Source organism: Streptomyces sp. NPDC057617 (assembly GCF_042800555.1).
Classification (GTDB): Bacteria; Actinomycetota; Actinomycetes; order Streptomycetales; family Streptomycetaceae; genus Streptomyces.
The window spans coordinates 559241-585149 of record NZ_JBHVGV010000003.1 but is presented as its reverse complement, the minus strand read 5'-3'; the positions used below and the strand labels follow the sequence as shown (position 1 = coordinate 585149).

Here is a 25909-nt window from a genome sequence, read left to right as displayed (position 1 = left end):
AAGAAGCCGAGATCGACCACCTCTCATACGCAGAAGTCCTGACGCACCGTCAGAGACCCAGGACCGGAAGGTTCTGTTCCGCCCAGATCGTCTTTCCGCCGACCCCCTGCCGCGTACCCCAGCCCTGCGTGAGCTGGGCCACCAGCAGCAGACCGCGCCCTCCCTCGTCGAAGACACGCGCCCGCCGCAGATGCGGGGCGGTGTTGCTGCCGTCGGAGACCTCGCAGATCAGGGTGCGGTCATGGATGAGACGGAGCTGAATGGGCGCCTGGGCATACCGGATGGCATTGGTGACCAGTTCGCTGACCACCAGCTCCGTGGTGAAGACGGCCTCTTCCAGACCCCAGTCGTTGAGCTGTGCCGTGACATCTCCACGGGCCCGGCCCACGACGGCGGGGTCGCAGGACAGGTCCCAGGTGACCACCTGGCTGGCGTCGAGCGCGCGGGTACGGGCGAGGAGCAGGGCCACATCGTCGGCGGGATGGGCCGGGAGCAGCGCCCGGAACACGGCGTTGCAGGTGTCGGCCAGGGGCGCGGCCGGCTGCGCCAGCGCCTCGGCCAGCATGGCGAACGTCTCGTCGACACCGCGCTCGCGCGACTCGATCAGACCGTTGGTGTAGAGGGCGAGCATGCTGCCCTCCGCCAGCTCCACATCGACGGACTCGAAGGGCAGATTTCCCAGGCCGAGCGGCGGGCCCGCGGGCAGCTCAAGGAATTCGACGGACCCGTCGGGACGGACGACCGCGGGCGGGGGGTGTCCGGCACGGGCCATGGAACAGCGCCGGGAGACCGGATCGTAGATCGCATACAAGCATGTCGCCCCCACATCGCCGGGCGTCTCCGGTGTGGTGCCCATGCTCGCCCCGCTCGCCGCTTCGGCGGCGAGGTGGTTGACGAGGTCGTCGAGATGGGTGAGCAGTTCGTCGGGCGGCAGATCGACATCGGCCAGGGTGCGCACGGCGGTCCGCAGCCGCCCCATCGTGGCCGACGCCTGGAGCCCGTGGCCGACGACATCCCCCACGACCAGGGCGACCCGGGAGCTGGACAGCGGGATCACATCGAACCAGTCACCGCCGACTCCGGCCCTGGTGTCGGCGGGGAGATAGCGGAAGGCGACCTCGGCCGCCGCGTTCTCGGGCAGCTCCCTGGGCAGGAGGCTGCGCTGGAGGGTCAGCGCCGTCTCGCGTTCGTGGGTGAAACGGCGGGCGTTGTCGATACAGACGGCTGCCCTCGCCGTGATGTCCTCGGCGAGGAGCAGATCCTCCTGTTCGAACGGGTCGGGGCGCCGGTGACGGGCGAAGTTCGCCACACCGAGCGTGGTGCCGCGGGCGCGCAGCGGTACGGAGATGATCGAGTGGAAGCCGAAATCGCGCACCGAGGCGGCCCGGGCGGGGACCTCCCACCGGTTGTCGGAGGGGTCGTAGGGATCCGTCACCCGGTTGAGGACCGCCCGCGAGGTGATCAGGCTCTCGGCGGCGGGTGAGTAGTCGGAGTAGACGGCCATGTCGCCCACCGCGTACACGGCCTCGGGGTTGCCCTCGAAGATGGACCGGCAGGCGGCGCGGCGCATCTCGATCCGGCCGGACATGGGCCCCGGAGGCGGCTCCCCGCCCTCACTGACCGGGGGCAGCAGGTCGACTGTCACGAAGTCGGCGAAGACAGGGACGGACACATCGGCGAGTTCCTGTGCGGTACGTGCGATGTCGAGGGTGCTGCCGATACGGACGGTGGCCTCGTTGACCAGGAGAAGCCGCTGCCGGGCCAGATGCTGCGCCGTCACATCATGTGTCGCGATGATGACGCCCCGCACCTGGTCGTCGTGGTCCCAGATCGGGGAGATGGAGACGGACCAGGCGAGTTCGTGGTCATGGCCCACCATGCGGTGGGAGAACGCGAGCCGCCGCGACACCCCGGTCTCCAGCGCCAGCCGCATCTCACGCTCGGTGTCCTCGGTCGCCCGGCCGGGCACGATCTCGGGCAGCCGGAGCCCGCGGACATCGCTCTCCGAGAGGCCCAGCACCTTTTCCATGTCGTCGCTCAGGCACCGCAGCCGCAGATGAGTGTCGTAGATGGCCATATTGCACGGGGACTGGTTGAAGGACTGCTCGATCAGCTCGTCGTCCTCGGCGGAGGGCGCGGTGCGGGCGAGGGGGGAGACGAGCAGCCATTCCAGGCCGGCAGGATTCCCGGCCGTAGCGTGCCCGGCGGGCTCCCCAGCCGTATCGTCCGCCGTGTCATCCGCCGTGTCGCGAGCCGTGTCGTCCCGCTCGGCGTGCGAGGCGCCGCCGGCCGGGGCGCCGAGGTGCGCCAGCAGTCGTACGTCCATGGGGGCGCCGCTCCGGTGCAGCAGCGTGACCGTACCGTGCCACCTGCTCGGATTCCGGTGGTTCCGCTGCGCTTCCGCGCTGGCCCGGGCGGCCGACTCCGCGACCTCCGCGTCGGCGAGCAGCTCGGCCACGGACCGCCCCACGACCTCCGGGGCGCGGTATCCGAGCAGTCTGCGGGCTCCGTCGTTCCACCCTGTCACCACGCCCCGGGAGTCGACGGTGACCCTGGCCGTGAACTCCTCGTCGACGAAGACATTCGACCGGACGGACCCGTTCCCATTCGCGGTGTCCGGTCGAATCATTGCCGCTCATCTCACTTTCCGACCACCGGTGGACACTCACACCCTTCAGTATGGCATTGAGTGACAAATATGCTCTTTACCGATATTTGCATCAAGAAAGCATCAAAGGGGCGCGGGAGAGGTTTGAGCGGGGCCGCGCACCCCACTTGAGCGGGGCGTGCACCCCACTCCCCACGCGCCTCCCCCGCGGACACCCCCTCACTCCCCTCACTCCCCCCGCAGCACCTTGGCCAGTGCCCCCTCGCCCGACACCTCGATACGCCCGTCCCGCACCCCGTCCCCGACCGTCAGCGCCCCTCCGCTCAGCGCGCGGCAGGTGTCGGCGTCGAGGACGAGCCGGGCGTCCGGGCTCTCCGCGGGGCCGTCGCCGTACACCGGATCGCCGTCACCGAGCCTTATGTGGAACGCGCCTTCGTCCAGCCGGATCTCCACCACGCCCTCAAGTCCGTAGCTGTCAACGCCGTCCGGGCCCGGCAGCCCGTCCAGCACCGGCAGCAGCGGTACGGCGAACCAGTGCGCCCGTACGGCGTCGGTGGGCCTGCGCTCCTCCAGCGCCGGGGCGCCCCACTCGGCGAGGGCCGTGAGGACGGGCAGCAACCCCCGCCCGCGCTCGGTGAGTTCGTACACGTTCGCGGCGGCGGGCGGGGGCAGCCTGCGGCGCGTGGCCAGTTCGTCGCGCTCCATGTCCCTGAGGCGGGACGCGAGCACATCCGTACTGACGCCGGGCAGATCGGCGTGCAGATCGGTGTAACGGCGTGGCCCCGCGAGCAGTTCACGGACGATCAGCAGGGTCCAGCGGTCGCCCACCGCGTCAAGGGCACGGGCGGTGGCGCAGTACTGGTCGTAACTTCGGCGGCGTGACATGTGGCGCAGTCTAGACATGTTGTTGGACTTTCCAAGCCCGAGCTTGGTAAAACCAAGTATCGCAACAAGGTCTGGAACGAGGTCTGGGAGGCCACCGCATGGAGTTCCGGCAGTCGAGCAAGCTGAGCGAGGTCTGTTACGAGATCCGCGGCCCGGTGATCGAGCACGCCGACGCGCTGGAGGAGGCGGGCCACAGCGTCCTGCGTCTCAACACCGGCAATCCCGCGCTGTTCGGGTTCGAGGCGCCGGAGGAGATCCTCCAGGACATGATCCGGATGCTGCCCCAGGCCCATGGGTACACGGATTCGCGCGGCATACTCTCGGCGCGCCGGGCCGTCGTCCAGCGGTACCAGACCCTCGGTCTGCCCGATGTCGGCGTCGACGACGTCTTCCTGGGGAACGGAGTCTCCGAGCTGGTCTCGATGGCCGTCCAGGCGCTGCTGGAGGACGGCGACGAAGTCCTCATCCCCGCCCCGGACTTCCCGCTCTGGACTGCCGTGACGACCCTGGCCGGCGGCCGTCCCGTGCACTATCTGTGCGACGAGTCGGCGGACTGGTATCCGGACCTCGACGATCTGGCGGCGAAGATCACCGACCGTACGAAGGCCGTTGTGATCATCAACCCCAACAACCCCACGGGAGCGGTCTATCCGCGCGAGATCATCGAAGGGATCCTGGATCTCGCGCGCCGCCATCAGCTCATGGTGTTCGCGGACGAGATCTACGACCAGATCGTCTATGACGACGCGGTCCATCACACCGCCGCGGCCCTCGCCCCCGATCTGGTCGTCCTCACCTTCAGCGGGCTCTCGAAGACGTACCGGGTGGCGGGGTTCCGTTCCGGCTGGCTCCTTGTCACCGGGCCCAAGCAGCACGCGCGCAGCTATCTGGAGGGGCTGACGATGCTCGCGTCGATGCGGCTGTGCCCCAACGCGCCCGCGCAGTACGCGATTCAGGCGGCGCTCGGCGGGCGTCAGTCCATCCGGGAACTGACGGCCCCCGGCGGCAGACTGCATGAGCAGCGCAACCGTGCCTGGGAGAAGCTGAACGAGATTCCGGGGGTGTCCTGCGTCAAGCCCAAGGGCGCGCTGTACGCCTTCCCCCGGCTCGATCCGAAGGTGCACAAGATCCATGACGACGAGCGGTTCGTACTGGACCTGCTGCTGCGCGAGAAGATCCAGGTCGTCCAGGGCACGGGCTTCAACTGGCCGCGTACGGACCACTTCCGGATCCTGACCCTGCCGTACGCGGACGATCTGGACGCGGCGATCAGCCGGATAGGGCGCTTCCTGAGCGGATACCGCCAGTGACGGCGGGCCCGGCGGCTTGCGGAACGGGCGGAACAGGTGCCAGGAAGGGAGCGGGCGACGCAGGAGCGGACCCGGGGGCGTAGCCGGCCCCCGAGCCCTCGAATGCCACCCATGTCGCACGCCGGCACACTTGAGAACCCAGGTCAGTCATGATGTCGTCGCGTCCTGCCATTGGACCACCGCGCATCGAGCTACGCGGGCCGGACTTGAACCAGCACTTCGACGTCCGGGGCCTGGGCCCGGTCGATCCGGCGATCGGCGGCGGATGCTGAGTCTGGAGCAATAGTCTGAGATTGATCGCGGTCTGCCTCTGCCTGTTGGGCTACCGCGGCCCGTCCATCCGTCCGTACGGATGTGCCGCGGGGAGGACTCGAACCTCCACTGGAACCGCGCAGTCACGACAAGCTTCAGTTTCAGCCTGCGCTCCTCGCGCACCCCGGCCGCACAAGCAGGCGGCCGGGGAGATGTTGAGGCTACCCGAACAGGTAGCCGAATACAGCGTCGCCCACGCGTCGGTCGGTGACCTCGGTGCCGTTCGCCTCCTCGCGGGCGAACTTCACGGCCTCCTGGAGCTTCTCGACCCGGTCGAGAAGCTCATTCACCCGGCGGGCAGGAAGGGCTCCGCTGAATTTCACCGTCGTCCAGTAACCGACCGGTATGTCCTCGTAGTACACCTCGACCTGCGCCGGGTGCTTCTCGGTGGCCTCGGCCTTCACATGGTTGCGCGGGACCTTCTTCGTACGGAGGGTCCGTACCGCCTCGGTCTTCCACGCGTCCGTCGAAGGGTCCTGGCTCCAGGACTCCGAGGCGTCCAGCACCGGCAGCTTGCGCACAAAGGTGTTGAGGTCGGTGAGCTGCTTCTCCAGGAACAGCAGATACGACACCGGCGCCTCGCTCACCAGCACCCGCCCGTCGACGGTGATGTCGGCGCGCGCCGTGCAGTTCGCCCAGTCCTTGGTGGCGGTCACATCGAACAGTCTCGTCAGGGTCTTCGCGGTCTCGCGCAGTATGTCCTCGGCCTTGACCTGGACCCGGGTCGACTCGGGCGGCAACTGCTCGCCCTCCTCGTCCTTCGGCTGATACGTACGAGAGATACCGGCGAGCAGAGCCGGCTTCTGGAGGCCGTGATGGGCCGCCGTCAGGTCCTGGTGTGCCTTGGACTTGACGCCCTTCTCCACTGCGATGATCTGATTGAGTTTCGCCACGTCAAGGACGCTAGCAGGGCCGGACAACGGTGATCGAACGAATAAACGGCCGTGCCGTCAATAGCGGACGGGCAGTGCGATCAGCCCCCGGGCGCGCGTCGAGGGGCGCCGGCGGAGTTCCTCGTACGGTACGCCGAGCGCCAGCCGCGGAAAGCGCTCCAGCAGCGCGGTGAGGGCGATCTCGGTCTCCAGCCGGGCAAGGGGCGCGCCGAGGCAGTAGTGGATACCGTGGCCGAGGGCGAGATGACCGGACGTATCGCGGCCGAGGTCGAGCCGGTCGGCGTCGGGGAAACGGTGCGGGTCGCGGTTGGCGGAGGCCAGGGAGAGCAGAACGGTCTCGCCGGCCGGTACGGTCACGCCGCCGATGACCAGGTCCTCGACCGGGAAGCGGCGGATGGCCAGCAGGGCAGGGCCGTCGTACCGTACGAGCTCCTCGACCGCCGCGGCGGTCCTGCCGGGGTCCGCGCGGAGCGCTGCGAGCTGGTCGGGGTGGCGGAGCAGGGCGAGGGTGGCGTTGCCGATGAGCTGGACGGTGTTCTCGTATCCGGCGAAGAGGATGAGGAAGGCGAGGGACATCAACTCGTCCTCGCTGAGCCGGTCTTCGGTGACACGACGGTCTTCGGTGGCGCGCCCTGCGGTCTGCGCAGGTGCTGCGGAGTCTGCACGCCCTGTGCCGTGTCCGGTGGCGGCTTCTGTGGTGTCGTCGCTCCGGTCGCGGGCCGTGATCAGCGCGGAGAGCAGATCGTCGCCGGGCTCGGCCCGCTTGTGGGCGAGCAGTTCGGTGAAGAAGCCGAGCATGCTGCCCACGGCCTGCTTCATACGCTCCGGCCGCGCGGGATCGGGCACCACCAGCGCGTCGGTCCACTCCCTGAAGTCCCGGCGGTGGCCCAGGGGTACGCCGAGCAGTTCGCAGATCACGGTGATCGGCAGCGGAGCGGCATACGAGGCGATCAGATCGGCCTGTCCGTCGGCGGCGATGGCGTCCAGCAGTTCGTCGGCCGTACGCCGGATCGGCTCGCGCAGGGCCTGGGTCCGCCGCGCGGTGAATGACTGGGTGACGAGGCGGCGGATACGGGTGTGGTCCGGCGGATCCATATTGAGCAGGTTGGCGTCGAGAGCCGGCGGCAGCGCGAAGCCCCGATAACCCCCGGGCAGGGCGTGGCGCTTGTCGAGGGAGAGCCGGGGATCGGCGAGGGCCTGCCGTACGTCGTCGTACCGCGTGACGATCCAGACCGGCAGCCCGTCGGGCCCGGCGATCCGCCGCACGGGCCCGGTCTCACGCATGCGCGCGTACACGGCGTACGGATCGTTGAGCAGGTCCCGCGTCGGATCGTCGGGCGGCTGGGGCGAGTTGGGCGCCGGGGCGGGGGCCGCCCGGTGGGACGAAGCGGGGTCGCCGGAGGTCGTGACTGCCATGAAGCCACCCTAAACAGACCGCGGGAACCGCCGACCGGGCAGGGGGCGGCCCGGATCGTTCATTGGCATGGACCTGTCCATGATCCTCGGATACGCTCCGGCTGGCGTCGACTGAGAGCGCTCTCAGTCGGCCACTGTTCCACCCCCACGATGCTGGAACAACCAGAAGGGCCAATCCCTTGAGACGCTCGACAGTGATACGCACCGGCCTGTCCGCCCTCCTCGTCCTCGGCACCTGGGCCACCGCCGGCCTGGTTCCCGCGGCCGCCGCCCCCGCCCCGACCACCACCGAAGCCCCGGCCTCCGCCGGTCTGCTCACCGCGATGCAGAAGGACCTCGGCCTGACGAAGAGCCAGGCCGTGGCGCGGATCGCGGCGGAGAAGACCGCGACAGCCGTGGACGGCAAGGCACGGCGCGCGGCGGGCGCGGCGTACGGCGGCTCCTGGTTCAACCCGGACAGCGGCACGCTGACCGTCGCCGTCACCAGCGCCGGGAAGGCCGACGCCGTGCGGGCGACCGGCGCGACCGTACGTCTGGTGAAGCACAGCGCGCGGCAGCTCGACGCGGCGAAGGCGGCCATCGACGCGCTCGACGCGCCGGCCGGTGTCGCGAGCTGGCATGTCGACCCCAAGGCCAACAAGGTCGTGGTGAACGTCGTCGCCGCCGAGAAGAACGACAACGATGTCGCGGCGTTTGTCGCCCGCGCCCGGCAGGCCGGCCCGGTCACGGTCGTGGAGACCGCGAAGGCCCCGCAGACCTTCGCCGCGGGAACCGTCGGCGGCGACCCGTACTACACGGGCAACGTCCGCTGTTCCATCGGCTTCTCCGTCTACGGCGGCTTCGTCACGGCCGGCCACTGCGGCCAGGCCGGCGCCGGCGTGAGCGGCTGGGACGGCTCGTACATCGGCAACTTCCAGGGGTCGTCCTTCCCGGACAACGACTACGCGTGGGTGAACGTCGGCAGCGGCTGGTGGACCGTCCCGGTCGTCCTCGGCTGGGGCAGCGTCTCCGACCAGTTGGTCCGCGGCTCCAACGAGGCCCCGATCGGCGCCTCGATCTGCCGCTCCGGCTCCACGACCCACTGGCGCTGCGGCAATGTGCTGGCGAAGAACGAGACCGTCAACTACGCCCAGGGCGCCGTCCACCAGATGACCAAGACGAGCGTCTGCGCCGAGGGCGGCGACTCGGGCGGCTCGTTCATCAGCGGCGACCAGGCCCAGGGCGTCACCTCGGGCGGCTGGGGCAACTGCTCCACCGGCGGCGAGACGTGGTACCAGCCGGTCAACGAAATCCTGAGCCGCTACGGCCTGACCCTCCACACGGCCTGACCTCAGGCCCCACGACCGAGGCCTGCCGCGGCGAGGGGCTCCGCTCCGGAGCCACGCCACTGCCGCGGCAGGCCTCAGTTGTCCGCCGCAGCCCTCCGCCAACGCCGAACAGGCGCGCCGACAACCATGGCCGCCCCAGTGGACCGGGGGCCATGGACGGCATATACAGCGCCGTTTCGATCACAAAAGCCTTGCGCGACGAAGGCTTCCGATCAAACCCAGGGCGCTTGTTGTCATAGGCACAGCAGCCACGTATAGTTCTGGGTCGATCTCCGGCATCAACGGGCTTCCCACACAGGGACAAGCTCTCCGCCTACATCAGGAGCACACACGTGTCTTCCCTCCCTCCCGACGGCCACCACGCGAGGTCCACTCGCCTTTCCGAGCCGTCGGCATTCGGACAGCATTCAGGCCGCAGGGGCCGCATAGTGCCGCCGTCTCCTGCCCGTACCTTCTCCGCCTGATCCGACCTCCTCACCCGACGGCTGTGTCTGGATCACGGGGAATCGTTTCTCCCTCGTGTGACGGCTTGGGCGTCCGAAGGGACTGCTGTGCTGTCCGACTACATCGTTCTCGCGTGGTGTGTCACCGCGACCGCGGTAATGGCCTGCTGCGCTTTCGTCTGCATCACGATCGGCAAGATCGCCGGTTCCGCGCTCCGGAACAGCCGCTCGGCCGACCGACCACAGATCATCGGGGCGCTGGCCACCATGTTCCGTCATTTTCTGCGCCCTTGGTGGCGCAGTAAGTAGATCTACCGGCCTGGGCGAGGGCCTTGTGCCACTGGACACCGGCCCTCGCCCCGAGAGGCAGAAACCACATCGAATGACCAGGCTAGAGTTGACGGCGACATTGATGCGGCCCGCCGGGCTTCCGCTTCTGACGGGCTCCGCTCGTACGGACAAGGGACACGCCCCCACCCGCTCCAGCCACTACGTGCTGCCCGGGGGCTCTCCTTGCTGATCCGTGAATCCGTCGCTTCCGTCGCTGCGGAGATTCAGTCGGAAGCACTGTATTTCCATATGGTGGACCGGTTCTCCTACCTCCACGGACACAAGCCCGGCCCGGGCGAGATCCGTTCATGGAAACACTCTCTTCCCGCCCTGGTGAACGCGCTGCTGGAGGCAGGACTGGGCGACGTCGAGATCATGCTGGAGTACACGCTTCCACTCACCAGCAAGCGGGCGGACGCAGTACTCGCCGGGGTCCATCCAACGACCCGTGAACCGTCGTACGTGGTCGTCGAACTGAAGCAGTGGACCGAGGCCTACCCTGAGGAGGACGCCCCGAATCTGTGTCATGTCGCCGGGATGAGCGGGCGCCCCAAACTCAATCCGATCGAGCAGGTCCGGGGATACTGCGACTACCTCGCCCAGTTCAACGGAGCGCTCGACAAGAAGGAACACCGGATCAGCGGCGCCGCGTACCTGCACAATGCGACGGAGTTCGGGGCCGGCTCATTGGATGTCGCAGGCCAGAGCGAGCGGGGCCGGTTCTTCACGGGCGACAAGCGAGGCAAGTTCATCACCTTCCTTCAGGAGCGCCTCGCACCGGAATCCGGCTCTCTCGCTGCGGACGAACTCCAGGCCGGAAAGATCAAACCGTCCACCCAGCTCATCGCCGTCGCCGCGGACGAGATCCGGGCACGGGAACAGTTCCGCTTGCTGAGTGAGCAGCAACTGGCCTACGAACTGGTTCTGAGGGCCGTCCGGAATTCACGGCAGTCCGACCACAAACAGGTCATCGTCGTCGCCGGCGGACCAGGCAGTGGAAAGAGTGTCATCGCGCTGTCCCTGCTGGGTGAGCTGTACCGCCAGGGGCGCTCCGCGCTGCACGCAACCGGCTCCGCGTCCTTCACCAAGACCATGCGGAGGGTCGCGGGCGCACGGAAACGTGAAGTCCAGGAACTCTTCAAGTACTTCAACAGCTTCATGACCGCGGAGCGCAACGCGCTGGACGTACTGATCTGCGACGAAGCGCACCGTATGCGGATGACATCGGCCAACCGCTACACGCCGGCCGCCAACCGAACCGACAAGGCACAGGTGGCAGAGCTGATCGACGCCGCTCGGGTACCGGTCTTCCTGCTCGATGGGCACCAGGTCGTACGCCCCGGTGAGATGGGTTCGGTGAAGGAGATCAGGGATGCGGCCGCTGCCAAGGGGCTTAGCTGCACGGTGGTGGAGCTCGACGGTCAGTTCCGCTGTGGCGGCAGCGACGGGTATCTGCAATGGGTGCTGCGCCTTCTGGGGCTGGAGGAGGGCGGCTCAAGGCGCTGGGAGCCGGACTCGAAGATGCAGCTCATGGTGGCGGAGAGCCCCTATGAGATGGAGGAGTTCCTCGAAGACCGGCGCGCGGAGGGGTACAGCGCACGAATGTCCGCCGGTTACTGCTGGAAGTGGACGACCAAGACCGCTCCGGGGCAGGCGCTTCCCGCGGATGTCGTGATCGGTGACTGGGCCAGGCCGTGGAATGTCTACGGCGACCGAGCGGTCGAAGGCGCACCCCCGGCCGCGCTCTGGGCCACGGACCCGGCCGGCTTCGGGCAGGTCGGCTGCGTCTACACCGCCCAGGGCTTCGAGTACGACTGGAGCGGCGTCATCATCGGACCGGATCTGGTGTGGCGGAACGATCACTGGGTCATCGACCGTACGGCTTCGAAGGACCCGGTTTTCAAGAAGTCGACGCCCGACCACGAGGTGAACCGGCTGATCCGCAACACCTACAAGGTGCTGCTGACACGGGGAATGGTCGGGACTGTCATCTATTCGACCGACGCGGAGACCCGGGCGAAATTGCGCGAACTCGTTCAGGACGTGGTGCGGGACGCGATTTCCGTGTGACACGGATCCGCTGAGTGCGTTCCGCGACCAGCGGCGCCCGCATCAAGCAGGAACTCAGCCCTGGCCGCCGGTGCGCGGCCCGCCGGTCATGTTGCCGACCTGGATGACCGGGGCGTGGTAGGTGCCGCCGCTGATCGTGTTGTGGACGTCGCCCGTCTGCTGGGCGGGGGCGGTCGGGGTCAACTCGTCCACGAGCGTGCGCAGTTCGGCTGCGGCCTCGGGGTTGGCGCGGAGGGTGCGGCGGAGGCGGGTGCGCCATTCGGCTTCGAGGTCCTCGGTTGCCGCCTCGTCGCCGTCCTGCTGGGCCGTGGTCAGTTCGGCCCGTGTTGTCTCCAGGTCGGCTTCGACCGATTCCGGGGAGGCCGCGCCCCGGGCCGCGAAGAACGCGACGACCCGGTCGCGTACCCGCGTCCAGCCGTCCGTCGCCATCTGCTGGACGATCGTCGTCGCCCCCGCTGTCGCCAGTGCCACCAACTCGGCTTCCACCGAACCCCCTTGGACCGCTGATCGATGCTGATCGATATGGAGAAACAAGCCTAGCGGTCACCTGCCCAGGAGCGCGGTGAGCGCGCCGACCGGGTCCGTGTCGGGGGTGCCGCGTGGCCACCAGTCCTCGCGGTCGCGGTCCGACTCGTATCCGTACCAGAGGCCGTCGCGGCCGAAGCGGAGCTGGAGCGAGGGGGTGGAGAGCTGGTTGCGCCAGGGGCGGAACTGCGGGAAGTCCGCGGCGGCCAGGGCCGGGCGCGCCCGGTCGAAGGGGCCCGCGGGCGGATCCCAGGGCTCTTCCAGTACGGCGAGTCCCGCGAGGCCGCCCTGGCGCCAGGCGGCAACGGCGCGTGCCAGTTCGGTGGGGGTGCGGTCGAGGGCGGCGGCCAGATCGCGGTAGAGGGCGCGGGTGGAGGCGGTGAGTCCGGAACCGGGGTGGGCGGCGGCCAGCCGTACCGCGTCCTGCCACGGGGTCAGTGCTCCGACCGGGTCGAGACCGGTGGTGAGGAGTGTGTGCGCGCGGGATGCCGCTTCGCCTGCGAGGAGGTCGAGCGCGAGCGGGTCGGGTGCGCCGGGCGTCTGCGGATAGACCGGCGGGCGGCCCGGCTGCGCGGGCGCGGGAAACGGCGGGGGCAGTGCCGGGAGGGCCCGGGGAGCGAGCACGGTGGCGGCCGGGACCATGGGCATGGGCGGCGGCGCCAAGGTCCGTTCCGCCGCGGAGCGTGCGGCGTTGCGCCGGGTCAGGTCGGCGAGGATCTCGCTCTCGCCCCGGCCGCGCATCAGGAACAGGACGAAGGGGTCCTGGTCGAGCAGGTGCGCCGTCTGATAGCAGAGAGCGGCGGCGTGCTTGCACGGGTAACCGTCGTCCGGGCACGAGCAGTCCGGGGTGAGATCGCCCGCCGACGGCAGCAGGTCGGCCGTCGCGGCGAGGGCATGCGGCATCTCCTTGTCCAGCAGGGCCGCGATGTGGTCGGGACGGGCCGCCGCGGCGTCGAGCAGATCCTCCCAGCCGGTCTCGTCGAGCGTGCGGAGGCGGATCTCCGCGCGGTACGGCCGCGGCCGTGAGCCGTGCACATACGCCATGACCCGGCCGGGCGTGACGGTGATCGCGTCGACGAGTCCCCTGCCCGCGTAGGCACGGCCGCGCTGGAGGCGGGCCGGGTCGAGCGCGGAGTCCTCCATGGACTCCACCCAGGCGTTGCCCCACCAGGTCAGGGCGAAGTCGCCCTCCCCGCCGGGTCTGGGCGGCAGCGCCGGGAACGTACGGCGGTGGTCGTCGTGGCGCGGTGGCCGTGCCGTACGGGCAGCGCGCCCGGCGCGGGAGCCGCTCGGGCCACGCGACGTGCTCGGGCTGCCCGGGGTGTACGGAGTCGTCATGACAGCCTCCGCAGCGAGACCAGGTCGGTCAGCTCACGGTCGGTCAGCTCGGTCAGGGCCGCCTCGCCGGAGCCGAGCACCGCGTCGGCCAGGGCCCGTTTGGACGCCAGCATCTCGGCGATCCGGTCCTCGACCGTGCCCTCCGCGATCAGCCGGTGGACCTGGACGGGCTGGGTCTGGCCGATGCGGTACGCGCGGTCCGTCGCCTGCTCCTCCACCGCCGGGTTCCACCAGCGGTCGAAGTGGACGACATGGCCGGCCCTGGTCAGATTGAGGCCGGTGCCCGCGGCCTTGAGGGAGAGGACGAAGACCGGGATCTCGCCGGACTGGAACCGGTCCACCATCCTGTCCCGCTCCGCCACGGGCGTACCGCCGTGCAGAAGCTGGGACGGGACGGCGCGGAAGGTGAGATGGGCGGAGAGCAGCCGCGCCATCGTGACGTACTGCGTGAAGACCAGGACCGAACCGGTCGAACCGTCCTCCGTGAGAATCGTGTCCAGCAGCTCGTCGAGAAGGGCGAGCTTGCCGGAGCGGCCGGCCAGCCGGGCCCCGTCCTCCTTCAGATACTGCGCGGGGTGGTTGCAGATCTGCTTGAGCGAGGTGAGCAGCTTCATGACGAGGCCCCGGCGCGCGATGCCTTGCGCCGCCTCGACGGCCGCCATCGTCTCCCGCACGACCGCCTCGTAGAGCGAGGCCTGTTCCCGGGTGAGGGCGACGGGGTGATCGCTCTCGGTCTTGGGCGGCAGCTCGGGCACGATGCCGGGGTCAGACTTCTTTCTGCGCAGCAGGAACGGCCGTACCAGCCGGGACAGACGCTCCACCGCCTCGGCGTTCTCGACGTCCTTGATGCCCGCGCTCTTCGCGTTCTCGGCGTTCTCCACAATCCGGGCGTGGCGGGAGCGGAACGCCTTGAGCGGGCCGAGCAGACCGGGGGTGGTCCAGTCGAGCAGCGCCCACAGCTCCGAGAGGTTGTTCTCCACGGGGGTGCCGGTCAGCGCGATCCGCGCGGGCGACGGGATCGTACGGAGCGCCTTGGCGGTGGACGAGAACGGATTCTTGACATGCTGCGCCTCGTCGGCGACGACCATCCCCCAGGTGTGCCCGGCGAGCGTTTCGGCGCTGCCGCGCATCGTGCCGTAGGTGGTGAGGACGAAGCCGCCCGCGACCTCGTCGAGGGTGCGCCCGGCGCCGTGGAAGCGGTGCACGGGGACTCCGGGCGCGAAGCGGTTGATCTCGCGCTGCCAGTTGCCGAGGAGCGAGGCGGGGCAGACCACCAGGGTGGGTGCGGTGCGGGCCCGGTGCAGATGGAGCGCGATGACCGTGACCGTCTTGCCGAGGCCCATGTCGTCCGCGAGGCAGCCGCCGAGGCCGAGCGAGGTCATCAGATCCAGCCAGGCGAGCCCGCGGAGCTGGTAGTCGCGGAGGGTGGCGGCGAGGGCCGGTGGCTGAGGGACGGTGGCGTGCTCGCCGGTGAGCCGGTCGCGCAGGGCCGCCAGCGCGCCCGTCGGGACCGCCTCCACCGTCTCGCCGTCCACCTCGGCGGTCCCGGTGAGGGCGACCGCGAGCGCGTCGACCGGCTCCAGCAGGCCCAGTTGGCGTTTGCGTGCCTTGCGGACGAGCGCCGGATCGACGACCACCCACTGGTCGCGCAGCCGCACGATCGGGCGGTGCGCCTCGGCCAGCTCGTCCATCTCCCGCTCGCTGAGGGGATCGCCGTCGAGCGCCAACTGCCAGTTGAACGCGAGCAGTTCCTCGCTGTCGAAGAATGGTGTGCCGTCCGTGGCCGAGCCGGGGGCCGATGGCCGTACGACCGCGGCAGCCGTGAGCGTACGGGCCAGCTCCCGGGGCCAGTGGACGGCGACGCCCGCCGCCGCGAGCCGGGTGGCCGCCGGGCCGAGCAGTTCGTACAGCTCGTCCTCGGAGAGGGACAGCGCGTCGGGTACGTCCAGCTCCAGCAGCCGGGCGAGCGGGGTCCAGACGCGCGCCGCGCGACGGAGCGCGAGCATCGCGTCGATCCGGGCGCGCGGGCCGAAGCTCTCGTCGCCGGCGCCGGCCCAGAGTCCGGCCGCGTCGATGACCAGGGTCGGGTCGGCCAGGCTGTGGACCTGGACGAGGGCGGCCCCGGCCCGTCGTACCACACCGGCGTCACCGGCTCCCTCCCCCTCCCCCGCGCCCGCGCCCGGTCCGGAGTGATCGAACATCTCGTACGCGGAGAGATCGAGCCGCAGCGAGACCCGTACCCCCGCGTCCATCCCGGCCGCCGCCTCCGCCGCCCAGGTCCTGGCGCCCGGGAGATGCTGTGCCGCACGCGCGGCGAACGGCGCTCCCGCCGCGTACGCCGCCGCGGGAGTACGGGGCAGCGAGTCGGCCACCGCGTCCAGGAACGCCCTCACCAGGGCTTCGGGGTCCGGCAATTGGAGCGGCCCGGGGCCGGGAAACGGCACCGCGTGCGCCTCGGGAGGCATGGCCGCAGCGATGGCTCTCAACTGCGCGATGTCATCGGCGTCGAGCGGGCCCGCCCGCCAGGCGTCGTGGTCGGACGCGGTGAGGCCGGGAAGCAGTCTGCCGCGCGCGGCGAGCCGGAGGGCATGGAGCGCGGCGGCACCCCAGCAGGCGGCGGCGGGATGGGCCGCCTTGTCGCGCCGGGCACGGATCAGCAGGGGAACGGCCTCGACGACAGGCAGCAGCACCGCGGGGACGGTACTCGTCCGTACGCCGCCGTCGCCATCGCTCCGTACGACCGTCAGCTCCGCCGTCGTGCCGGGCGGCTCCCCCTCCGGACTCCAGAAGGCGACCCGCCCCTCGCGCGGCAGTCCCGCGGGCAGAAAGACGACCGCGCAGCGCGTGAGTCCGGCGGTCTCCGCGAGCCCGGCGGCCGTGGACGCGGGCATGGCAAGCACGGCCGGTTGCGCCAAGGTATGCGTGAATTGCTCCACAGCCGTCGACTCCTTCCCGCCCAGGTCCTGTCTGCCACATAGCGCCGTCCGCCCGAAGGGCGGGGCCCACGGCGTCCGGTGCGTGCGATCGCAAGGCGGAGGATCGCTCTCGTACTGGACGTACTTGAGCGACTCCGACAACGCAGCGAGCGTGCGTGCCAGGCGTCGCGAGCCAGGCGGGATGTGGCAGACAGGACCTGGATCCGATTACCTCTGCGAGTCTAGGCGGGGGGTCTGACAACGGTCCCCTGAGCGGCGTTTCCGCAGCTCAGGGGTGTACGGGGAAGCATATGGGCGGTACGGGCAGATACGCCGGGCCGGAGCGCGGACGGAGCGCGGAGCGTCAGAGCGGGTCGGACGCGGGACTGGGTGTCGGCACGGGCTTCTGCCGCGGAGCCGCCTCACCCGACCCCGAACCCGAACCGGAACCCGAAGCCGAGCCCGAAGCCGAAGCCGAACCGGAACCCGACGAACCGGCCACGCCGTCCGAGCCACCCGAGCTGTCGGAACCGCCCGCAGTACCCGTACCGACACCAGCGGCGGCACCAGCACCAGCGCCCTCACCAGCAGCACCCTTACCGGCCCCGCCCGCATCAGTCCCGATCGCGCCCGAAACCGTCTTCACCGCCCGTGCCGCCTCGGCCGGCGTGGCGCGTTCGAGGAAACGCAGCAGCTCCACCGGGAAGGGCAGGACCAGTGTCGAGTTCTTCTCGGCGGCCACCGCCACCACGGTCTGCAGCAGCCGCAACTGCAGCGCGGCGGGCTGCTCGGACATCTGCTTGGCCGCCTCGGCGAGCTTCTTCGACGCCTGGAGCTCCGCGTCCGCGTTGATCACCCGGGCCCGCCGCTCACGGTCCGCCTCCGCCTGCCGCGCCATCGAGCGCTTCATGGTCTCCGGCAGCGACACATCCTTGATCTCGACCCGGTCGATCTGTACGCCCCAGCCGATCGCCGGGCTGTCGATCATCAGCTCCAGGCCCTGGTTCAGCTTCTCGCGGTTGGACAGCAGATCGTCCAGATCGCTCTTCCCGATGATCGACCGCAAGGACGTCTGTGCCATCTGCGAGACCGCGAAACGGTAGTCCTCAACACGGATCACGGCGTCCGCCGCGTCTACGACCTTGAAGTAGATCACCGCGTCCACGCGCACGGTGACGTTGTCCCGCGTGATGCCGTCCTGCGCCGGTACGGGCATCGTCACGATCTGCATATTGACCTTGTGCAGTCTGTCGACGAACGGGACGATCATCGTGAATCCGGGCCCCCGGACACCCTCACGGAGCTGGCCCAGCCGCAGGACCACGCCCCGCTCGTACTGCTTGATGACCCGGGCGGCGGCCATGCCGTACATCCCCAAGCCGCACGCCGCCGCTATGACCGCTATGACCAGTTCCTGGACCATGATGGGCCCCCTGACGCCGGAGCGAGGTGCTAATAACACGGTATGCCTTGCCCGTAGCCGCCGGTAGCCCCGATCGGCCGCCTATCCCGTGCCGCCGGTGCGCGGATCCGGCAGTGTGGCCAGCAGGGCAGTGTGGCCGGCGGGAGAGAGCCGGCACAGGCCAGGCGAGAGCCAGCACAGACAGAGGACCGCCCATGTCCGTGACCGATCACCGGCGCCTCGGCATCGCCCTCGGGGCGGCGCTCCTGTCACTCTCCCTCGCGGGCTGTTCCGGCCTCGGCCGGAACGCGGTGGGCGTCATCACGTACAACACCGAGCAGCACCACCGGGTCCAGGTGTCGAACCCCCTGGTCAGGGGGTGTCACCGGCTGTCGTCGCCCGGGGCCGTGGAACTCACGAACAACACGCTCGTCGATCTCGTCCTGTACCGGACACCGGACTGCACCCCTGACGGGATCACCTATGTCGCGACCACCCTGTCCAATGTGATCGCTCCCGGCTCCCGCCCCTGGCTCAGCTTCACCGTCGTCCACTGACACAGTCGTCGGCTGAGCCGCGGCGGCCCACGGCGCTGGCACCGGGTCACGGGTACACACTGGAGGGGAGGCGGTACGCCCACCGGTTGGGAGGTGCGGGAGTCATGCGCACCGGAAGTGAGCCGGTCACCGCGCGCAGCCCGCTGCGGATGCGGTTCTGGCTGAGTGTTTGGGGCCTGATCTGGACCGGCCTCGGGACCGGTCTGTTCGCGCTCGCCGGGCGGACGGGCTGGGCGATCGCATGCGGGGTGATCTTCCTGATCGTGGTGACGGACCTGGTGCTGGTGATACGCCATATCCGCCAGGGGCCGCACTACCAGCCCGGGCGGGACGTCCCGCCGTACGAACCCGACCAGGGCGACGGCTGGCACTGGGTCGACGGCGCCCATCGCGACGAGAGCGACCGGACCCGGCACGGCGCGCACCACCCGTAGGCCGTACGCCCCACGCGCCGGCGCCCGTATGATCAGCGGCTCACCGTCCTGTACGACCAGCCGCCCGGCCTTTCGTACGATCAGCGTCTCGGCGCACCGTACGACCAGCCGCCCCGCCCCGAGTCGGCTACGCCTCGCCCTCGCCGCCCTGGCCGCCGGATTCGAACTGCGCGGCCTTCACATACTCCGGCTTCGGATCCAGCGCAGCCGCCAGCCGGAAGTGTCGTTTCGCCAGCTCGGGCCTGCCCGAGCGCTGGAACGTCCGGGCCAGGGCGAAGTGCGCGAACGCGTTGTCCGGCTCGCGCTCCAGGACCAGTTCGAATTCCAGCTCGGCGGGACGCAACTGCGCCGCCGCGAAGAACGCCCGGGCGCGCAGCAGCCGCGCCGCGGTGTTCTCCGGGTGGGCGGCGATGACCGAGTCGAGCAGCTTCACGGCCCCGCGCGGATCCCGCGCGGCCAGCAGATGCTCGGCCGCGCGATAGTCGATGATGTGGGTCTCCGGGCTCTCGGGCACGGTCGCATCCTTCCCTGGCTGTGCGCTTTCAACTCCGGGCGCTTTCACACCCCGGTTCAACTCCGGCGCTCCGCGGCGCCCCCTCGGGCGTGTCGTCGACGTCCCGCCCGCCGCACGCCACCCGCCCGTGATCAGCGGCCGGCCGCCGCGCGTTCGGTCAGTTTCTCCCAGACCTCGCGCACCTGCGGTTCCAGCCGTTCCAGCGGGCCGTCGTTGTCGATGACGACATCCGCGACCGCCCGGCGCTCCTCGCGGGTCGCCTGCGCGGCCATCCGGTCGCGCGCCTCCGGCTCCGCCATCCCTCGCTGCCGTACGAGCCGGTCGAGCTGGGTCTCGGGCGAGGCGTCCACGACCACCACCAGGTCGTACAGCCCCTGCAGCCCGTTCTCGACGAGCAGCGGCACATCGTGCACCACGATCGCGTCAGGGCCGGCCGCCGCCTCCAGTTCGGCCGAGCGCGCGCGGACCAGCGGATGCACGATCGCGTTCAGCGCCCGCAGCCGGTCCTGGTCGGCGAAGACGATCCCGCCGAGCTTGGGCCGGTCCAGACGCCCTTCCCCGGTGAGCACCTCCGGCCCGAACTCGGCGACTACCGCCGCCAGTCCGGGCGTCCCCGGCTCCACCACTTCGCGTGCGATCCGGTCGGAATCGATCAGCACCGCTCCGTAACCGGTCAGCAGGCGTGAGACTTCGCTCTTGCCCGCACCGATCCCACCCGTCAGTCCCAGCCTCAGCATGCGCCCAGCCTAGGCCGTCACCCGGATGTCACCCGGCCCGGACCCCCGCCGGGACGCCGAGCGGCCGCACGGCCCCAGCAGGCGGGCTGGACACCGTACGGCCGGAAGCACTCGGGACGGAAAACACGCACACGGACCCCCGAAAACCACACACCGGGGCCCCGCGGTTACGCTCCGCCCTCGCCCTCCCGCTCCGCGAGGAACCGCTCGAATTCCCGGCCGATCTCGTCGGCCGACGGCAGCTCCGCCGGCTCGGCGACCAGATTGCCCCGGGTCTCGGCGCCCGCGATCGCGTCGTACTGGTGCTCAAGTCCCTGCACCATCGAGACCAGTTCCTCGTCGCCCTCGCCGAGCTGCCGCTCGATCTCGGTCTGGGTGCGCTGTGCCTCCGTGCGCAGGGAGTGCGCCACGCTCGGCAGTACGAGACCGGTCGCGGCGGTGATCGCCTCCAGCGCGGTGAGCGCCGCGTCGGGGTACGACGACCGCGCCACATAGTGCGGAACGTGCGCCGCCACGCCGAGGACGTCGTGGTCCGACTCCATCAGCCGGTACTCGACGAGCGACTCGGCGCTGCCGGGGACCTGTGCCTCGTCGAAGGCGTTGCGATGGCCCGGCATGAGGTCGGTACGGTTGCCGTGCGGGGTGATGCCGACGGGGCGGGTGTGCGGAACGCCCATCGGAATGCCGTGGAAGTTGACGGAGAGCCGTACGCCGAGACGCTCCACGATCTGCCGTACGGCGATGGCGAAGCGCTCCCACTCCACATCCGGCTCGGGTCCCGACAGCAGCAGGAACGGCGCTCCCGTCGCGTCCTGCACGAGCCGTACGTCCAGCGTCGGCGCCTCGAAGGCCGTCCAGCGGTCACGCCGGAAGGTCAGCAGCGGTCGCCGGGCGCGGTAGTCGACCAGCCTGTCGTGGTCGAATCGGGCCACCACCTGGTGCGGCAGCGACTCCAGCAGGTTCTCGACGATCTGGTCGCCGGTCTCGCCCGCGTCGATATAGCCGTCGAAGTGGTACAGCATGACCAGGCCCGCCGACTCCTGCGCCAGCGCCATGTCGACGACGGCCAGGCCCTTGGGCTCCCATTCGTACAAACCCTGCGGATCAAGCACGATTACCGCTCCTCCTCGTGTTCGTAACGAAGAACACGTCATGGGGCGCAGGCATTCCCCGCGCCCCATGCGACAAACCCGCGCCTCAGGTGAGAACCCTTCTCATCGCCTCAGGCGAGAACCCTCTCATGCAGTGCGGTGACGGTCTTGCGCGCGGAGGTGAAGGCGCCGTGCTGCCAGGCATCGGCGTACGAGAGGTGGTCACCGGCGAAGTACACGCGCCCCGTCGGCTTGTTGAGCGGATCGAAGACCGGCGCGTCGGGCCCGCCGGACAGGGAGTGCCAGGCGGCCTCCAGGTAGGGGGTCTGCCGCCAGTGCTGGGAGAAGGAGGAGACCAGTTCGGTACGGTACTTCTCGCCGTGGATCTTCACGCCCTGCGCCACCGCACGCGCCTCGCGCTCGCGCGGTGAGAGCTGGGCGTACGCGTCGGCCGAAGCGCCGGTGTTGTAGTAGCCGACGATCACCCCGCGCCGACCGTGATGCCCGTACGACGGGTACCACACATGGGCCAGATCGAGATCGGTCTCCGTGATACCGCCGTAGATCCGGTGGTCGCTCTCCCACCAGCGGCTGCGGTATTCGAGACCGATCTTGCCGGCCGACGAGGGGCGGCAGGCCTCCAGCGCCGTCTGGACGGCCGGGCCGAGGTTGTGGGCGGTCTTGGCGAGGATATTGGGGGGCAGGGCCGCGACGCAGTAGTCGGCGTCGATGGTGCGGACCCGGCCGTTGTGGCGGTAGGTGACGGTCACGCCGTGCGCCTTGTCGGTGATCTTCTCGACGGCGGCGCCGGTCTTGATGCGGTGCCCGCCTATCTCCCGGGTCAGCGCCGCCGGTATCCGGTCCATGCCGCCGACCGGCTGGAACATCAGCATGGCCTGGTCATAGCCGAATTCGAACGAGAAGTACCGGCCGACCCCGCTGGCGAACACCTCGGACGCGGAGGGCACCGGACCGAGTTCGACACCGGGTGTGCCGGCCGCCGCCGGGTCGATGCTGTAGCCACGGCGCTCGCTGCCGGTGTAGGCGAGCTTGCTGCCGATGTCCCCGAAGCCCCTGAGGAATTCGAGCAGCCGCTCCTGGTCCTCCGCGGTGATCTCCCCGTCCAGCGCGCCCTTGCCGGTGGCCTTGGCGAGCAGTTCGGCGACATAGCCGTACACATCGGCCTTGGCGGTGCGGTAGCGCACCGGGGCGGTCATCCCGGCCTTCTCGTTGTAGATATAGGCGCTGGAGTTGGTATTGGTGAACACCTCGACGGGAACGCCCAGTTCACGGCAGTAGTCAAGGGTGACCATCCACTGTGCGATCCGGGCCGGTCCCGCGTTCAGATACTGGCCGTCGCTGAACCGGGCCGTCTGGCGGTTGCCGTACAGATCCAGGTTCGAATCCCCGCCGCGTACGGTGAAGTTGCGCCCGCCGGTACGGTCCCGGGCCTCCAGGACCGTACAGTCGTACCCCGCTTTGCCCAGCTCGTACGCGGTGGTCAGACCGGCTATGCCGCCGCCGACGATGACGACTCTCGCCGCGCCCCGGCCCGTGAGCGTGAAGTCCCCCGTACGAGGCGCGCGGTAGACGGGTTCGCGGCTCGCGGCCTCGGCGGTGGGGGCGAGGCCCAGGGCCCCCATGGTGGCGAGCATCGCTCCCGCTCCCCCGGAAATGCCCACCTGACGCAGAAAGCCGCGGCGGCTGGTGCCCGTGATGGTGTTCGGCGCATGACTCATGTCCCGCTACCCCTTCCGGTCTTCAGATGTGCCGGGATCCTGGCAACCGCTTGTTACGGCCCAGCAGATGGGTGTGTGTCCCACGCGTTGCCCTCCGCTCACCGCCTCCCGCACACGGGAATTGGTCTGGACCTTGACATGCTCAGATCGCATCCTTACGGTCACAGGACAGCGAGGGTTCAGAAACACAGTCAGTGTTCACACATAAGAACGCCGAAACCCCCACATCTACGGGAAGGCACCCCCATGCGCACCCGAGCACTCCTCCCGGCCCTTCTGACAGGGCTGCTCGCCACCGGCGGACTGACCCTGCTCGCCCCGCAGGCCGGCGCCGCCGGACCCGCCGGAGCCGCGGCGGTCATCCAGGTGACCACGGCCGCGGAACTCAAGGCGGCGCTCACCGCGGCACGCCCCGGCGACACGATCCAGCTCGCGAACGGCACGTACAAGGGCAACTTCAAGGCGACGACCCCCGGCACCTCGGGGTCGCGCATCACGCTCACCGGTTCCTCCGCTGCGGTCCTCACCACCGGCGGCGGGGGGTACGCGCTCCACCTCAACGGCGCCGCGTACTGGACCGTCAAGGGCATCACCCTCACCGACGCCCAGAAGGGCATCGTCGCGGACGCGGCCAACGGGGTCGTCATCGACTCGGTGACCGTGCACAACCTGGACATGGAGGGCGTGCACTTCCGCCAGTCCAGCAGCGACGGCATCCTCAGGAACTCGCGGATCTACGACACCGGCAACGACGGCCGGGGCATGGGCGAGGGCGTGTACGTCGGCACCGCCAACACCCTCTCCGACCGCAGCGACAACGCGCAGATCCTCAACAACACCATCGGCCCTGATGTCGGCGGCGAGAATGTCGACATCAAGGAGGGCACCACCGGCGCGCGCATCATCGGCAACACCTTCGACGGCGGCGGTCTCACCGGCGCCAACTACGACGACTCATGGGTCGATGTGAAGGGCAACAACGTCCTTGTCGAGGGCAACACCGGCAAGAACACGACCAACAACGGCTATGAGACCCACACCCAGCAGAGCGGCTGGGGCTGCGGCACGGTCTTCCGCTCCAACAAGTCCGATCTGGGCGGCTCGACGGGCGCCAATCAGCTCGCGATCAATGTCACCAACAGCAGTTCGAGCTGCCGTACCACCGTCTACAGCAGCAACACCGTGACGGGCGGCAAGGGCCTGACGAATATCGCCGTCACCCCCTGAGGCGTCGCCCCCTTGAGGCGTCGCCCTTTGAGGCGTCACCCCCTGAGGCCCATGCTCTGAGGCCCGTACTCAGCGGCGCCAGGCATGCGGAAGGCCCGCTCCCCTTGCCCATTGGGGAGCGGGCCTTCCGTACGTTCGGATACAGCTACCTACCGACTGCAAGAAGCCCGAGCGTCAGCTCTGGCCGCCCGCCAGCTTCTCGCGCAGAGCCGCCAGGGCCTCGTCCGACGCCAGCGCACCGGAGTTGTCCGCCGACTCCGAGGAGTACGAACCGCCCGAGGCGGCCGGGGCGCTGCCCCCGCCGGCCGGAGCGGCCGCGCCCTCGGCGGCAGCGGCCTCGTCGGCCTCGCGGGACTTGATGACCTGGGCCTGGTGCTGCTCGAAGCGCTGCTGCGCCTCGGCGTACTGGCCCTCCCACGCCTCGCGCTGGCTCTCGAAGCCTTCCAGCCAGTCGTTGGTCTCGGGGTCGAAGCCCTCGGGGTAGATGTAGTTGCCCTGGTCGTCGTACGACGCGGCCATGCCGTAGAGCGTCGGGTCGAACTCGACCGAGGCCGGGTCGCTGCCGAAGGACTCGTTGGCCTGCTTCAGCGAGAGGCTGATACGGCGGCGCTCCAGGTCGATGTCGATGACCTTGACGAAGATCTCGTCGTTGACCTGGACGACCTGCTCGGGGATCTCCACATGGCGCTCGGCCAGCTCGGAGATGTGCACCAGACCCTCGATGCCCTCGTCGACACGGACGAACGCGCCGAACGGAACGAGCTTGGTGACCTTGCCGGGGACGACCTGGCCGATCTGGTGGGTCCGGGCGAACTGCTGCCACGGGTCTTCCTGCGTCGCCTTGAGCGAGAGGGAGACACGCTCGCGGTCCATGTCCACGTCGAGCACCTCGACGGTGACTTCCTGACCGACCTCGACGACCTCGGAGGGGTGGTCGATGTGCTTCCAGGACAGCTCGGAGACGTGCACGAGACCGTCGACCCCGCCGAGGTCCACGAACGCACCGAAGTTGACGATCGAGGAGACGACGCCGGAGCGGACCTGGCCCTTCTGAAGGGTCGTGAGGAAGGTCTGACGGACCTCGCTCTGGGTCTGCTCCAGCCAGGCACGGCGGGACAGGACCACATTGTTGCGGTTCTTGTCCAGCTCGATGATCTTGGCCTCGAGCTCCTTGCCCACATAGGGCTGGAGGTCGCGGACGCGGCGCATCTCGACGAGGGAGGCCGGCAGGAAGCCACGGAGGCCGATGTCGAGGATGAGACCACCCTTGACCACCTCGATGACCGTACCGGTGACGATCCCGTCCTCTTCCTTGATCTTCTCGATCGTGCCCCAGGCGCGCTCGTACTGCGCGCGCTTCTTGGACAGGATGAGACGGCCTTCCTTGTCCTCCTTCTGGAGAACCAGGGCCTCGATCTCATCGCCCACGGCGACGACCTCATTGGGGTCGACGTCATGCTTGATGGAAAGCTCGCGGGAGGGGATGACGCCTTCGGTCTTGTAACCGATGTCGAGCAGGACCTCGTCCCGGTCGACCTTCACGATGACGCCGTCGACGATGTCGCCGTCGTTGAAGTACTTGATCGTCTCGTCGATCGCGGCGAGGAAGGCTTCCTCGTTACCGATGTCGTTGACCGCAACCTGCGGGGTGGTGGCGGTGGTCTCGGTGCTGCTCGTCATGTGGGAAAGGGCTCCGGTACGGACATTGAGTCGTAGGTACTGCCACGCCGGGAACCCGTATCGCCTCTGCACAAGCCGGACAGCCAAGGAAGCGCTGCCCCGGTGCAGGGAAAGCGCCTCGAAAACCGAGGAGACTTTCATACAGATGCGAGCGC

At 69.4% G+C, this 25909-nt stretch carries 20 protein-coding genes; 7 read left to right on the top strand and 13 right to left on the bottom strand.

The features are described 5' to 3' along the window. Positions 1-49 precede the first annotated feature (49 nt). Entirely contained in the window at positions 50-2629 is a 2580-nt protein-coding gene (locus tag ACFU9P_RS11435; RefSeq protein ID WP_384078795.1) for a SpoIIE family protein phosphatase, read from the bottom strand. A gap of 207 nt (positions 2630-2836) precedes the next feature. After that, a complete protein-coding gene (locus ACFU9P_RS11430) occupies positions 2837-3511 on the bottom strand; it encodes a winged helix-turn-helix transcriptional regulator (protein WP_384078793.1) in 675 nt (224 codons plus the stop codon). 80 nt (positions 3512-3591) lie between these two features. On the opposite strand from ACFU9P_RS11430, the gene ACFU9P_RS11425 reads away from it, so the two are divergent. Further along, positions 3592-4803 carry a pyridoxal phosphate-dependent aminotransferase gene (locus ACFU9P_RS11425; RefSeq protein ID WP_376375242.1) on the top strand — a complete coding sequence of 404 codons (1212 nt, stop codon included), beginning with the start codon at positions 3592-3594 and terminating at the stop codon, positions 4801-4803. 473 nt (positions 4804-5276) lie between these two features. Here ACFU9P_RS11425 and ACFU9P_RS11420 read toward each other — a convergent pair whose 3' ends face one another. Both ACFU9P_RS11420 and ACFU9P_RS11415 read right to left on the bottom strand, forming a co-directional pair. Continuing rightward, entirely contained in the window at positions 5277-6008 is a 732-nt protein-coding gene (locus ACFU9P_RS11420; RefSeq protein ID WP_217309159.1) for a hypothetical protein, read from the bottom strand. Between the two features lie 57 nt (positions 6009-6065). Further along, positions 6066-7424 (bottom strand): cytochrome P450, encoded by a 1359-nt coding sequence (locus tag ACFU9P_RS11415; protein WP_384078788.1) that lies wholly within the window; start codon positions 7422-7424, stop codon positions 6066-6068. A gap of 194 nt (positions 7425-7618) precedes the next feature. Here ACFU9P_RS11415 and ACFU9P_RS11410 point away from each other — a divergent pair, with 194 nt between their 5' ends. The 3 genes from ACFU9P_RS11410 (at position 7619) to ACFU9P_RS11400 (ending at position 11595) form a co-directional block, all read left to right on the top strand. Then, complete coding sequence (locus ACFU9P_RS11410; protein ID WP_376375363.1) at positions 7619-8752, top strand: S1 family peptidase; 1134 nt, start codon at positions 7619-7621, stop codon at positions 8750-8752. 551 nt (positions 8753-9303) lie between these two features. After that, positions 9304-9504 (top strand): hypothetical protein, encoded by a 201-nt coding sequence (locus ACFU9P_RS11405; RefSeq protein ID WP_376375238.1) that lies wholly within the window; start codon positions 9304-9306, stop codon positions 9502-9504. A gap of 204 nt (positions 9505-9708) precedes the next feature. After that, positions 9709-11595: a DNA/RNA helicase domain-containing protein gene (locus ACFU9P_RS11400; RefSeq protein ID WP_376375235.1), complete on the top strand. Its 1887-nt coding sequence runs from the start codon at positions 9709-9711 to the stop codon at positions 11593-11595. Positions 11596-11649: 54 nt separating this feature from the next. Here the strand turns inward: ACFU9P_RS11400 and ACFU9P_RS11395 are convergent, their stop codons facing one another. The 4 genes from ACFU9P_RS11395 to ACFU9P_RS11380 form a co-directional block, all read right to left on the bottom strand. Then, positions 11650-12081 carry a hypothetical protein gene (locus ACFU9P_RS11395; protein ID WP_384078785.1) on the bottom strand — a complete coding sequence of 144 codons (432 nt, stop codon included), beginning with the start codon at positions 12079-12081 and terminating at the stop codon, positions 11650-11652. Positions 12082-12138: 57 nt separating this feature from the next. After that, complete coding sequence (locus ACFU9P_RS11390) at positions 12139-13458, bottom strand: SWIM zinc finger family protein (protein ID WP_384078782.1); 1320 nt, start codon at positions 13456-13458, stop codon at positions 12139-12141. Further along, a complete protein-coding gene (locus ACFU9P_RS11385; RefSeq protein ID WP_384078779.1) occupies positions 13455-16349 on the bottom strand; it encodes a DEAD/DEAH box helicase in 2895 nt (964 codons plus the stop codon). Before ACFU9P_RS11385 ends, ACFU9P_RS11390 begins: the two co-directional genes overlap by 4 nt. A gap of 388 nt (positions 16350-16737) precedes the next feature. Further along, positions 16738-17796: a slipin family protein gene (locus ACFU9P_RS11380; RefSeq protein ID WP_384078776.1), complete on the bottom strand. Its 1059-nt coding sequence runs from the start codon at positions 17794-17796 to the stop codon at positions 16738-16740. Between the two features lie 194 nt (positions 17797-17990). Between ACFU9P_RS11380 and ACFU9P_RS11375 the strand changes: the two genes are divergently transcribed. Further along, entirely contained in the window at positions 17991-18332 is a 342-nt protein-coding gene (locus ACFU9P_RS11375) for a hypothetical protein (RefSeq protein ID WP_376375220.1), read from the top strand. Positions 18333-18436: 104 nt separating this feature from the next. Further along, positions 18437-18766: a DUF6343 family protein gene (locus tag ACFU9P_RS11370; protein ID WP_384078774.1), complete on the top strand. Its 330-nt coding sequence runs from the start codon at positions 18437-18439 to the stop codon at positions 18764-18766. Positions 18767-18893: 127 nt separating this feature from the next. Here the strand turns inward: ACFU9P_RS11370 and ACFU9P_RS11365 are convergent, their stop codons facing one another. The 4 genes from ACFU9P_RS11365 to ACFU9P_RS11350 form a co-directional block, all read right to left on the bottom strand. Next, positions 18894-19280 (bottom strand): tetratricopeptide repeat protein, encoded by a 387-nt coding sequence (locus ACFU9P_RS11365; RefSeq protein ID WP_376375214.1) that lies wholly within the window; start codon positions 19278-19280, stop codon positions 18894-18896. Between the two features lie 131 nt (positions 19281-19411). Next, on the bottom strand, positions 19412-20017 hold the full coding sequence (gene coaE, locus ACFU9P_RS11360; protein WP_376375211.1) for a dephospho-CoA kinase: 606 nt from the start codon (positions 20015-20017) through the stop codon (positions 19412-19414). 167 nt (positions 20018-20184) lie between these two features. Continuing rightward, entirely contained in the window at positions 20185-21129 is a 945-nt protein-coding gene (locus tag ACFU9P_RS11355; RefSeq protein WP_376375208.1) for a PAC2 family protein, read from the bottom strand. Positions 21130-21239: 110 nt separating this feature from the next. Continuing rightward, a complete protein-coding gene (locus ACFU9P_RS11350) occupies positions 21240-22763 on the bottom strand; it encodes a flavin monoamine oxidase family protein (protein ID WP_384078970.1) in 1524 nt (507 codons plus the stop codon). A gap of 330 nt (positions 22764-23093) precedes the next feature. Here ACFU9P_RS11350 and ACFU9P_RS11345 point away from each other — a divergent pair, with 330 nt between their 5' ends. Beyond that, the gene (locus ACFU9P_RS11345; protein WP_376375205.1) at positions 23094-24074 is read left to right on the top strand and encodes a sheath polysaccharide-degrading enzyme; all 981 of its coding nucleotides are present in this window, start codon (positions 23094-23096) and stop codon (positions 24072-24074) included. A 174-nt stretch (positions 24075-24248) separates the two neighbouring features. On the opposite strand, the gene rpsA is transcribed toward ACFU9P_RS11345, so the two are convergent. Further along, complete coding sequence (rpsA, locus tag ACFU9P_RS11340; protein ID WP_066956593.1) at positions 24249-25754, bottom strand: 30S ribosomal protein S1; 1506 nt, start codon at positions 25752-25754, stop codon at positions 24249-24251. Between the last annotated feature and the right edge of the window lie 155 nt (positions 25755-25909).